The sequence below is a fragment of the Chryseobacterium metallicongregator genome, assembly GCF_031324065.1.
GTDB lineage: Bacteria > Bacteroidota > Bacteroidia > Flavobacteriales > Weeksellaceae > Chryseobacterium > Chryseobacterium metallicongregator.
Genome location: NZ_JAVIXS010000009.1, coordinates 1 through 12925, shown reverse-complemented (window position 1 = coordinate 12925; position 12925 = coordinate 1). Strand labels below are relative to the sequence as shown.

General features: G+C 34.4%; 11 protein-coding genes. All 11 read left to right on the top strand.

Translation table 11 applies throughout. The features are described 5' to 3' along the window. The first annotated feature begins 50 nt into the window (after positions 1-50). The 11 genes from REB14_RS12415 (at position 51) to REB14_RS12365 (ending at position 12306) form a co-directional block, all read left to right on the top strand. Entirely contained in the window at positions 51-1169 is a 1119-nt protein-coding gene (locus REB14_RS12415; RefSeq protein ID WP_079243413.1) for a glycosyltransferase family 4 protein, read from the top strand. A 34-nt stretch (positions 1170-1203) separates the two neighbouring features. Continuing rightward, complete coding sequence (locus REB14_RS12410; RefSeq protein WP_079243412.1) at positions 1204-2094, top strand: polysaccharide biosynthesis/export family protein; 891 nt, start codon at positions 1204-1206, stop codon at positions 2092-2094. A gap of 2 nt (positions 2095-2096) precedes the next feature. Next, on the top strand, positions 2097-4601 hold the full coding sequence (locus REB14_RS12405; RefSeq protein ID WP_079243411.1) for an exopolysaccharide transport family protein: 2505 nt from the start codon (positions 2097-2099) through the stop codon (positions 4599-4601). 213 nt (positions 4602-4814) lie between these two features. Further along, entirely contained in the window at positions 4815-5705 is an 891-nt protein-coding gene (gene porG / locus REB14_RS12400; RefSeq protein WP_062675931.1) for a type IX secretion system protein PorG, read from the top strand. A 1-nt stretch (position 5706) separates the two neighbouring features. Then, positions 5707-6456 carry an isoprenyl transferase gene (locus REB14_RS12395; protein WP_034692407.1) on the top strand — a complete coding sequence of 250 codons (750 nt, stop codon included), beginning with the start codon at positions 5707-5709 and terminating at the stop codon, positions 6454-6456. Positions 6457-6484: 28 nt separating this feature from the next. Next, the gene (gene bamA / locus REB14_RS12390; RefSeq protein WP_079243410.1) at positions 6485-9019 is read left to right on the top strand and encodes an outer membrane protein assembly factor BamA; all 2535 of its coding nucleotides are present in this window, start codon (positions 6485-6487) and stop codon (positions 9017-9019) included. An 8-nt stretch (positions 9020-9027) separates the two neighbouring features. Further along, positions 9028-9582, top strand: coding sequence for an OmpH/Skp family outer membrane protein (locus REB14_RS12385; RefSeq protein ID WP_079244001.1), 555 nt, complete (start codon positions 9028-9030; stop codon positions 9580-9582). A 65-nt stretch (positions 9583-9647) separates the two neighbouring features. Beyond that, complete coding sequence (locus REB14_RS12380; RefSeq protein ID WP_034692403.1) at positions 9648-10151, top strand: OmpH/Skp family outer membrane protein; 504 nt, start codon at positions 9648-9650, stop codon at positions 10149-10151. Between the two features lie 70 nt (positions 10152-10221). Continuing rightward, positions 10222-10707 (top strand): acyl-CoA thioesterase, encoded by a 486-nt coding sequence (locus REB14_RS12375; protein ID WP_062675928.1) that lies wholly within the window; start codon positions 10222-10224, stop codon positions 10705-10707. A gap of 47 nt (positions 10708-10754) precedes the next feature. Next, positions 10755-11615: a dTDP-4-dehydrorhamnose reductase gene (gene rfbD / locus REB14_RS12370; protein ID WP_309522330.1), complete on the top strand. Its 861-nt coding sequence runs from the start codon at positions 10755-10757 to the stop codon at positions 11613-11615. 10 nt (positions 11616-11625) lie between these two features. After that, positions 11626-12306: a hypothetical protein gene (locus tag REB14_RS12365; RefSeq protein ID WP_309522329.1), complete on the top strand. Its 681-nt coding sequence runs from the start codon at positions 11626-11628 to the stop codon at positions 12304-12306. Positions 12307-12925 lie beyond the last annotated feature (619 nt).

The window sequence follows — 12925 nt, the reverse complement described above, 5'->3', positions numbered from 1 at the left end:
CTGTATTATGATTTTTTATTTAGGAGATACAAGTGCTGAATAAGAAAAGAATGAAAAATTTTGAATTGTTCTTAAGCGGATCGGGAATACCTATTTTCTATATAAAAATAGGACTAGGCTTCGTGTTCTCCTTTTTAATTACATTTTTCTCTATTCCTACCATTGTCAAGATTTCAAGAAGAAAGAATCTGATGGATGAGCCTGGGATAAGAAGTTCGCATCTTAGAGAAATTCCCAACCTGGGAGGTATTGCCATCTTTTATTCCATAGGAATCTGTGCCTCTATTTTTGCCTATGAATTATTTGATCTCTACAAATTTTTATTTGCTTCATTAATTATCCTGCTCTATGTGGGTGTGATGGATGATATTGTTGTAATGAGGGCTTACAAAAAACTTGTTGCCCAAATTGTTGTGTCTTCCCTGATTGTTATTGGTTCCGATATCAGAATCAGAAGTTTATTCGGAATCTTCGGAGTATACGAGCTGGAGTATTTCGTAAGTGTGATATTCAGTATCGTAACATTTATTATTCTGATTAATGCATTTAACCTGATTGACGGAATAGACGGGCTGGCAGGTGGTTATTCTGTGATCTGCAGTGCTTTATTTGGAATCAGTTATTATCGCTTAGGAGAGTATAACTACCCACTGGTTGTGTTATCCGTTGTTATTATTGGAACTGTACTGGCATTTTTGTATTATAATTTGTCAAATTACCGTACTCACAAAATATTTATGGGAGATACAGGATCTATGCTTCTTGGCTTTTTGTTAGCTTTTACATCCATTTGTTTTATAGATATTTTTATAGATAAGAAACTCATTGATGTTCCAAGATATCACCTTCAGTCTGCTCCTGTAGTGGCGGTAGCCATTTTGATTCTTCCAATCGTGGATACTTTAAATGTAATTATGATCAGGCTTTACAATAAAAAATCCCCATTTGATGCCGATAAAAACCATATTCATCATAAACTGTTGAAATTGAACCTTACCCATAGGAGATCAACTTTTTATATTATCATTTACTATTTGATGATTGTTGGAATAGCTTATTATTTAAGACATATTAATGTCAATCTTTTATTATTGGTGATTCTTTCAATAGGTTTTTTTGGTGCTTATCTGCCAGATTTGCTATATCGATTAAGAAATAACAAAAATTAACAATTAAATATTACTTTTGTAAACAATATTATATATGATGAAAAACTTTAAATATTTATTTTTAATATTCCCTCTTTTAGTTACCTCATGTATTACAACAAAGGATGTAAGATACTTACAGCCAAGTGAGAGTCTCGTAATTAATGAAGAAGGTCTCGTTCCCTACAATATTCCTGTATACAGGATTACCAAAAATGATATCCTTAATCTTAACATTGTAACAACTCCCAAAGGAGATGCCGCACAGTTTTATTCCTCTTATAATTCCTCAGGAGGAATAGGAACTGGAGCTGGAACAGCAACAAGCCCTGCTATATCAGGTGGAGGTTCTGTTGGAGGAGGAATTGGTACTACCTCTGGAGCAAGCAGAGGAGGAAACATGAATTTTTATTTTAATGGGCTCAAGGTTGACTCCAACGGAGATATCAATGTTTTTGGAATTGGCTATGTAAAAGCCGAAGGGAGAACATTAGAGGATATTAGAAAAGAAATTCAGGAAAAAGTAAATGAAAACTTTCAGGAAGGTAAGTCTGAAGTACGTTTGAATACAGATGGTATTACTTATTATATTCTTGGTGACGTAGAAACTACAGGCCTTTCAGGAGAGAAAGTAGCTCATAAAAATACCCTTACCATTACTGAGGCTTTGGCTATTAATGGCGGGCTAAACAGAACGATCGACAAAAAAGAGATCGTTATCCACAGAAAACTCCCTGAAGGAATCAAAATTGCAAAAATAGATCTTACCCGCGAAGATCTTATGAACTCTCCTTTCTATTATGTGCAGAATGGTGATGAAATCTATTTGAACACAAGAGCAAAAAGCTTGAATGGATTCGGAAAAGATCCTATTCAGACTTTAACAACAGGAGTTTCGGTGATTACTACAGCATTGTCTATTTATTTACTTCTTAAAAATCTTTAGTCATGATTCCAGAAAGAGTAAACGCTGCGGAGAAGAATAATTCTCAGAAAGAAAAGTATGGATCATTTGCATTATTTGATTTAGAGCACTTTTTAAGAAGGATCCTTAAGAACTGGTATTGGTTTGTATTCATGTTTTTTATTGGCTATGGGCTTGCATGGGGATACACTCATTACTATGCACAAAATATTTATGCATCAGACTTGTCATTAAGTACTTCCAGCAAAGGGTCTGAGTTTTTACCAACACAGGCTAATCAATCGATCAACTTCATTTGGGGAGATACCGGAAATCAGGATGGGCTTTATCTGAAGAAAATGCTTTTATCCAGATCACATAACGAATTTTTGGTAAAAGAACTGGATCTTTTTGTTAATTATTCTACCAAAGGACTGATAAAATCTACTTACCTGGATAAAGATGATTCACCTGTTTTTCTTCAGATTGATAAAAAACATCTTCAACAGATTAATTACGCTATTACCCTGATGCCAAAAGGAGAGGGGGCATACCAAGTAGTTTTACCCGAAGAAGGAGAATCTACAAACTTATACAATTATGAAGTTGAAGGCTTTCAGAGCATCAACTCATATGGAAGACCCGCTGATAAAATCATTAAAATCAATGAATGGTATAATTCTCCTAACCTGAGATTCAGACTTCTTAGAAATCCTGTTCCTACTAAAATCAAGCTGGATAATATCATTGTAAACCTGAGTTCGGTAAATGAGAGTGTGAATGAAATTGTTTCGACTACAGGTGTTGACTTTGATAAAGAAATCAGGTCTATTATGATTATTACTAAAACGGGTTACAACCTTAATAGTACAGTTAATTTCCTTAATAAATCTGTTGCAGAATTACAGAAAAAGAGATTGGCTGATAAAAATGTGGTTAATAAGAACACAGACATCTTTTTAAAAGACAATCTGGATAATATCCGCAAAAAGCTTGATTCAAGTGCTAATGTGTTGAATTATTTAAAAACCTCTGAAAAACTTTATAACATTAAAGACAGAGATGAAAAATCTCTTGAAAAAATAAAAGAACTGGAGGCTAGAAAAGCAGATATCATAAGCAAAATCAATTCTCTTAACAATATAAAAAACACGCTGCAGTCCCAGAATTTTGATAAAATGATTGGAACCAATGCCGCAGGTTTTGAAGATGGAGTATTTTCAGCAACAGTCTCTGAACTTAAAGCTTTATATACTAAAAGAGCAGAAATGGCTTCCATTTATAAGCCTTCATCAGAGCCAATGAGAGAAATCAACAGGCTTATTGATGAAGCAAGAACGGGATCATCAAACAGCTTAAGAGGATATTATAGCAGATATTATGATGAGATCAATAAAATTGATCGTGATATTTCAGGTGCCAACTCAGATTTAGCTTCTTATCCTGAAAAAGAAAGAAGATATTTGGATGCAGAGAGAGGATATAATATGATTGAGGCTACTTATAATAGTCTTTTGGGAAGACAGAGTGATACGAAGATGAGAATGGCTACCAACCAATCTGATATTACAGTGATTGACCCTGCTAAAAACCTGGGGCAAAGAGCTATCGGACCTAATGTAAAGCTAGCAAAGACTGCTATTATCTCTGGATTACTGTTACTTCCATTACTGTTTATCTTTGTGGGTGAAGTATTAGACAGTAAAATCAGAAATATTAAAGAGCTGTTAAGTGCTACGAAAATTCCACTTCTTGGAGTAATAGGAAATAACAGCAATGAAAATATGCTTACCGTTCTGGAACAGCCAAAATCATCTGTATCTGAGGCTTTCAGGGGAATAAGAGCAAATATGAGATTCTTAATGGATAATGAAAGTGAAAAAGGTAAAGTTATTTTGATCACATCATCCATTGGGGGAGAAGGGAAAACTTATATTTCTATCAACTTGGCATCGGTAATAGGATTGAGTGATAAAAAAACAATCTTATTAGGAATGGATCTTAGAAAACCAAAAATCTTTGGAGACTTTAAGATTGATAATAAATATGGGATCTCAAATTATCTTACAGGAGAAGTAGATATTGACCAGATTATTAACAAAACCAAGATTCCTAATCTTGATGTTGCTACTTCAGGTCCTATCCCACCAAACCCATCTGAGCTTTTAATGAGCCAGAAAAATATCAGATTTATAGAAGAACTTAAAGAAAAATATGATTTCATTATTATAGATTCACCACCTGTAGGTCTTGTGGCTGACTCATATGAGCTGATGAAGTATTCTGATACTAATATTTATGTAGTACGCCATGAATATACAGAAAAGTATATGCTGAAAATGATTACTGAAAAGTATCATAATGATGAAGTTAATAATTTAGGACTTGTTTATAATGACTATAACACCAAACAAGGCTACGGATATGGCTACGGTTACGGCTACGGATATGGTTATGGTTACGGATATTTTGATGAAGATAAAAATTATAAAGAACCTTTATTAATAAGGATCAGAAATAAAGTACAGGTATTATTCAATAAAAAATAAAGCATTAAACCCTCATTTAATGGGGGTTTTTTCATATTTAAAGTATTTTCATTCTATGAAAAAAAGAATATTTTTGCCACTTTGCCGTTTACTTTATAACAAATTATGTTTTTTTGTTTATTTTTAACTAAACATTAAGATTATCATTAATATAAAAATGTTTTATATTTGCAAAAATTAAATTTTAAAATAACCATAAATCCATATTCTTTTATGAATAAAAAATTATTGTTTAGCTTCCTTGCCTTCCTTGGAGTGGTAAGTGTTAAAGCACAAAGAAACGAATTGGGAGTTCGTCTAGGTATGAGTAACCTAGTGGGAGATGTAGGAAGGACAAATTATATTTTACAGAAGCCGTTGGATTTAAGCAGAGCGTCAGATTGGGGCATCCCATTTTATGGTGGTTTATTATACAGATTTAATTTTAACCCGCATCAGACCGTTAGATTGGATTTGGGATACAATCAAATTCAGTTTAGTGATAAAGCGGCGAAAGAGGATTATAGAAGAAATAGAAACTCATACGGAAAAAACAATGTGTATGAGGCGAGTTTAATGTTTGAATATAACTTTTTCCCTGTAAATAACGAGCAGATCAGCATGCTGAGCCCTTACATCTTCGGAGGTATCGGTGCTTTGATGTTTGATGCTCCTAAAGCTACTCTTGTGAATGATTTCAGGAGAGATGCTGATGGTGTGGCACAGGCTCCGATCAACGAATTGGATTTTACCACCACCACAGATTATTCATTAGGGAAAAAAGTAACAATGCATATTCCTTTTGGGGTGGGTTTGAAGTATAAATTCAACCATTCTTGGGCTATATTTGCAGAAGCTACATTCAGATATACATTGACGGATCAGCTGGATCATAGTAAGATCCTTTCCAAAGATGTAAAAACTTCTTTTAATGCTGATATTTTGGATCCCGCTACAGGTGGTTCATTATTACAGTCAGGAAATTATTATGCGGTTTCTAAAGAAAGAGAAGCAGAGTTTATTAAAAAGAGAAATATTGGAGATGGAAGATCCAACGACTGGATAAATACTTTCAGTTTAGGACTTACATATTCGTTCGGAAGACCTCCATGTTATTGTGAATAATATGTCGTTGATTAAAGAAAAAATAAATTCTGAGAATTTACCAAAACACGTAGCCATCATTATGGATGGTAATGGAAGATGGGCAAAATCTCGTGGCGAAGAAAGAACTTTCGGTCACAAAAATGCCATTAATGCAGTAAGAAATGCTATTAATGCATGTAATGAGATTAATATCCCTTATTTAACACTGTATACATTTTCTTCAGAAAATTGGAATCGTCCAAGTGAAGAAGTGAATACCCTTATGAATCTGTTAGTAGAGACCTTACTGCTGGAAGCAGAAGAGATCTTCAGCAAAGGATTGAGAATGCATGTTATAGGGAATCTTGAGAAACTGCCTACATTAGTAAAAGAGCAGTTGGAACGTGTGGTAGAGCTTACAAAAGAAAACACAAAAGGAAACCTTGTATTGGCTATTAGCTATGGCTCACAAAATGAAATACTGGAAGCCGTAAAAAATATAAGTTCTGATGTAAAAGAAGGAAAAGTAGAGATAGAAAATATAAACGAAAGTTTATTCGAAAACTATCTATATACAAAAGATTTTCCTCCTGTAGATTTACTGATCAGAACCAGCGGCGAAATAAGGATAAGCAACTTCCTGCTTTGGCAGATTGCTTATGCAGAATTACAGTTTTTAAATGTGCTGTGGCCGGATTTCACCAAAGATATTTTCTTCCAATGTATTGTTGATTATCAAAACAAGGAAAGAAGATATGGTTTAACCGGTGAACAGGTAAAAGGCCAATAAAATTTTAAGAAAAGAAAGACTCGATAAAATGAAGTTTAGACTATTACCCATCATTATGTTTGCTGCTTCTGCACATTTTTATGGACAAGTAACTCCACAAGACAGCACAAAAGTAAATAATGCTGTACATGCAGAAAATGAGGCAGGAACTTATACACTTAAAGACATCGTTGTAGATGGGGTAAAAAAATATACACCAGCTCAGATCTTAAGATTTACGGGCCTTACAAAAGGAGAAAGTGTAGACATTCCGGGACAGAAAATCAGCAATGCTGTAAAAAAGCTTTGGGATACCCAATCTTTTTCTGAAGTGGAAGTTTATGTTCAAAGTATTGAAGGACAAACGATTGTCCTGAAATTTCATCTGCAGGATCTGAAAGAACTTGGAGAAGTGAAATTTGCAGGAAAAGGAATCGGTAAATCTAAAAGTGAAAAACTGGCAAAGGATAACAACCTTAAACCAGGAACTAAGATTACTCAGAACTTAGTTTCAAGCCTTAAAACCCATGTCCCTAAAGACTATATCAAAAAAGGTTTTGCAGATGCTAAAATCACTATTCAGGATAAAGTAAATGCAGGTGATCCTTCTTTGGTAGACTGGACAATCAATGTAGATAAAGGTAAAAGAATCAAAATTGATCATATTGAATTTGAAGGAAACGAGAATGTAACCGATAGAAAACTTAGAAATAAAGCTTTCAAAGAAACTAAGCAAAAACGTTTCGGTATTGGTGGAATATTGAAGTCCTCAAAATTCATTGAAGATAAATATCAGGAAGACAAGCAAAGTCTTATCAGTTATTATAATTCCCTTGGATACAGAGACGCTAAAATTGTTTCAGATTCAGTATGGAGAAACAAAAGAAATAACTACGAAATCAATGTAAAACTTAGCGAGGGTAAAAAATATTATATTGGGGATGTTACATTCACGGGTAATACTGTATACTCTACAGAATACTTACAGAGATTATTAGGATATAAGAAAGGTGATATTTACGATGCTGTAGGTTTCAACAAAAAAGTTGGTGAAGACGGAGGTAAAGAGGATGATTCAGATATTAAATCTGTTTACATGAACAATGGTTACCTTTTCTCCAACGTAACACCTGTTGAAAAATCAGTAACAGGAGATGCCGTAAACCTTGAAGTAAGAATTAATGAAGGAGAGCAGGCTACTTGGAATAAAGTAACATGGCAGGGGAATACAACAACCCATGACCACGTAATTCTTAGAGCACTAAGAACAAAACCAGGAGAGCTATTCAAGAAAACAGAAATTAAGAGAACCTATTTCGATTTAGCAGGAATGTCATTCTTTGACCCTCAGCAAATCGGACAGGATATCCAGCCAAACCAGGTGGATAATACCGTAGATATCAACTGGAAACTTGTAGAAAAAGGATCTTCTCAGGTTCAGTTACAGGCAGGTTACGGTGGTAATAGCTTCATCGGTACTTTAGGATTGACATTTAATAACTTCTCATTAAAGAATTTCCTTAAGTTTAAAGATTTCAAACCAGTACCTCAGGGAGACGGACAAACGTTCTCGGTTCAGGTGCAGGCAGGACAGTACTTCCAGAACTATGGAGTATCATTCACAGAACCTTGGCTATTTGGTACAAGACCAACAGCTCTTTCTGTAAGTTTGAACAACTCAAGAGTAAGATATACAGATCAATATGGAGACGCTCAGAAATTGAACATCTTCTCTGCTTCAGTAGGTCTGAACAGACTATTGAACTGGCCGGATGACTATTTCTCTCTTTATACTGGGTTACAGTTCCAGAAGTATGACTTCAAAAACTATCCATTCCAGTTTGGAGATTCCACTGAAAATAATGGTACTGCCAATAACTTCAGTGTCAACTTAGGACTGAGCAGAAACTCTGCTGGTATTGACCCGATTTTCCCAACAACTGGATCCAATATCGAGCTTTCAGCAAAACTGACTCCTCCATATTCATTGTTTAAGAAAAAGGATTACTCTACAATGTCAGCTATTGACAAATATAAGTGGATGGAATTCTATAAAATCAAGTTTAAAGCAGATGTCTACAATGAAATCATTGGAAAATTGGTCTTGAGATCTTCTGCAGAAATGGGATTCATGGATGGATATAACAGCCAATTGGGTGCTCCGCCATTCGAAAGATTCTATATGGGAGGAACAGGTCTTTTCGGAGGTCGATATGACGGTAGAGAATTGATTCCTTTAAGAGGTTATGAAAATGCTACCACAGAAGGAGGTCAGGCAGAAGATATTACACAGAAAGGAGGAGGTACAATCTATAACAGATTTACTTTAGAATTAAGATACCCGATCTCAATGAGCCAGACTGCGAAAATCTACGCTTTGACATTCGCGGAAGGTGGTAACGTATGGAATTCATGGAGTTCTTACAGCCCATTCCAGTTGAAAAGATCTGTCGGGATTGGTGTAAGAGTTTATATGGGAGCATTTGGATTGATCGGATTCGACTTCGCATTAGGTCTTGATAAGACTATTTCTGGTGATAAGTCTGGATGGAGAAACCACTTCTTGATGAACCAAACATTATAATTACAAATATGAAGCACTTTAAAATAATTTTCACGTTCGCATTACTCTTGCTTTTCGGGTTGAACAATGCCCAAAAAATAGGAGTAGTAGATACTAATGAAATTTTAAATAAATTACCTCAGTATAAAGAAGCTGAAGCTAGGTTGAATTCTCAGATCGATACCTGGGAATCTGAACTTCAAAGTCTTCAGTCTGAATATGAAAGGAAAAAAGCTGCTTTTGAAAGTGAGAAAGTTTTATTGATAGGTGACCAGCTTAAACTTAGAGAAAAAGAAGTTACCGATCTTGATAAAAATATTAAAACAACAACAAGCTTACGTTTTGGAGCTAACGGTGAAATTACAAAACTGAGAACAAATCTTGTTCAGCCTTTTCAGGATCAGATTTGGGGAGCCATCAAAACAATGTCCGAAAAAAATGGCTTGGGCATAGTTCTTGATAAAAGCAATAACATTAGTGTTATTTTCCTTCAGTCAAAATATGATTACACCGAAAAAGTATTGTCTATTCTACTAAAAGGGACAGACAAGAAGGAAAAAACAAATAGCAAAGGCAAAAAATAATCAGAGAATTAACTTTTGCTATATTTTAAAATCTAAAAACAAATTAAATTATTTATTTACCAGTTATGAAAAAATTAAGTGTATTATTTGCAGCAGTAATGATGGTTGTATCTGTAGGTATGGCAAAAGCTCAAAAAATTGCTACTTTAGATGTAATGGGAGTTCTTAACGCAATGCCGGAGAAAAAGAAAGCAGATGCTGATCTTAAAACATTCTTAGATACTAAACAAGCTGAGATTAAGAAAAAAGCTGACGCAGCTCAAACTAAATATCAGCAATATCAAACTGAAGCTCCTAAGAAAACAGCTGACGAAAACAACGCTAGAGAAGCAGAAATGAAAAAATTAGCTGAAGAAATCCAGCAAATGCAGGAAAAAGCTCAAAAAGATCTTCAGTCTAAGCAAGACTTAGCTTTCGCTCCTATTGAGAAAAAGCTAAACGATGCAGTAGAAAAAGTAGCTAAAGCTAGCGGATACGATTATATTATGGATGCAAACTCAACAGCATTCCTTTATAAAGCAGGACCAGACGCAACTGCAGCTGTGAAGAAAGAACTAGGAATTCAATAATTTCAGCAAATTAACAAAGATTTATAAAACTAACCACCTCTTTTAGAGGTGGTTTTTTTATTTTTGCGGAATGGAAAAAGAAGTATCAACTACGGTCAAAGTTAGGTTTAGTGACTGTGATCCAATCGGACATTTGAATAATGTAAAATACCTTGAGTATATGTTCAATGCCCGAGAAGATCATGTAGAAACATTTTATGGATTTACCTATGAAGAATATACCAAACAAACCGGCTGTACCTGGATTGCTATTCAAAATGAAATAGCTTATCTGAAAGAAGTAAGATATAATACACAGGTAGTAATCAGCAGCAAGACCATCGATGTACAGGATAGAACGGCAAAAGTCGAAATTCTGATGAAAAGCCTTGATGAAAAAACGATTCATGCTGTACTTTGGGTAACTGTTATTTATTTTAATGTCAAAACAAGAAAATCTGAAGTTCATCCCGAAGATATCAAAGAAATCTTTGATAAATTTTATGTAGATCTTATCCAAAAAGACTTCCAGTCAAGAGTGAAGTTCTTAAGATCTCAGAATGCCAAGAACTCTTAACCCCATTTCTTATTGAAGGTTCCAATTTAAAAATTAATAATAAACAAATGAAAAAAATAGCAGTAATAGGGAGTAACGGACAATTAGGAAACTGCATAAAAAAGATCGCCCCGGATTTTGAACATCTATATGAATTCTTATTTACAGACTCATCCACTTTAGATGTTACCAATGATGAGCAGGTGAATGATTTCTTTTATGATAACAAACCTGATTATTGTATCAATGCCTCCGCTTACACCGCAGTTGATCTGGCGGAAAAGGAAAAAGAAAAAGCCTTTGCCGTAAATGCTGATGGAGTAGCTCATCTTGCTCAGGCATGTGCAGATTATAAATCTGTTCTGATCCATGTTTCTACAGATTATGTTTTTGATGGTACCACAAACCTTCCTTACTCTGAAGATGACTTTACAAACCCGATTGGAGTATATGGAGCATCAAAAAGAGAAGGAGAAGAACTTGCTCTGGAAATCAATCCAAAAACAATCATTCTAAGAACTTCATGGCTATATTCTGAATTTAATAAGAACTTTGTGAAAACAATGTTAAACCTTTTCTCTCAAAAAGAAGAGCTGGGAATCGTTGCTGATCAGTTTGGCCAGCCTACTAACGCAAATGATTTGGCAGAAGCTATTATGAGGATTATTAAAGCACCGCAGAAAACCTATGGAATTTTCCACTTCTCAAACTATCCGGAGACAACCTGGTTTGAATTTGCGAAAAAAATTGCAGAATTTTCAAAGTCATCAATACAATTAAATCCATTAACAACCGAACAGTACCCAACTCCAGCCAAAAGACCTGTAAGAAGTACCATGTCTTTGGACAAAATAGAGGAAGTTTACAAAATAGAACCCAAACATTGGGAAAACAGCCTTGAAGAATGTGTTGAGATCCTTTCACACTAATACTATATATATGAAGAATATTGCAATCCTCTTTTCAGTGTTATGTATCCAGCTGTGGAATGCACAAAATGTTTATATGACCAGAGTTGAAAAAACAAATGACAACTCAGATAAATTCTTATTAAGAAAAGAAGCTGCTACTACAGATGCTATTTATTTAGGAGAAGTAGAAGTACAGGGTTTTTCAAAAGATGATGCACTCGTATTTTCCTTGGTATATAAAAAAGCAAAAGAGATTGGTGCCAATACATTCGAATTAAAACCTTTCGAAAATGTTGATGGTACACCTCAGGCATTCAATGCTGCCAATTATAAAATCGCTTTATATTATACACCCAAAGAAAAATTAACGGCTGAACATGGTGAGATGTATATATTTGCCTCTTCTGAAAAAGATCAAAAGATAAGTATTAACCGTAAAGACTATACCATCTCTCCCAGATCATTTTTGAAATTAAAAGTTGTTCCGGGGGAAATCTATAGCATCTCAACCAAAAAGCTTTTAGGTTCTACGGTGAAAGTTCAGCCAAAAGCTAATGATGATAACCTCTATTTTCAGGTTTCTTCTCTAAAAGTAAAACCAGATAATTCAGGAGTAGGAGGTTTGAATCTGAAATCCGGAGATATTATTGGCCTGGAGAAATCCTATGCTGAATTTTTGAGCGTAATATATAAAGAGAATAATCCATAAAACTCTATTATAGTTACCTTATTTCGGATTGAACTTCAAATACACTTAATATAAGAGCTATTTATTTAAAATTTTTCTCCCTGCCTTCCAGTCGTTTAGAGCTGAATATTACGAAACGGTAAAATTTATGTTAAATAAAGTTGCGTAGTGTATGGGAAGTTTCTATCTTTGCCCCACTGAAAAACGAAATACATTCAGTAGCGCAGAAGCGCCTTTATAAAGGCAGAAACATAAACTACTTCATAAGATAAGGACGAAAAAAAACTTTAATTTTTTTTACAAAAAAAGTTGTCAGTTAAAAAATAGTTATTATCTTTGCAGTCCCAATTAGAGGGAGCGCAGGAGTAGATGGATTGAGGGTTTTGGAAGGATTAAGGTTACTTAAAAAACTTTAAAATTTTCTTCAAAAACATTTGGTCAATTAAAAATAAAGTTTTACTTTTGCACTCGCAAATACGGAGCAACACTGACAGAAAGATTGCTGCGTTAAAAAGCGAAAGATATAAAGATCATTGACATACAATATAACAACCAAGTAAGGAAAAACTAAAGCGTTAAAAACTTTGAGTGAGTCAGACAAACATACAATGGAGAGTTTGATCCTGGCTCAGGATGAACG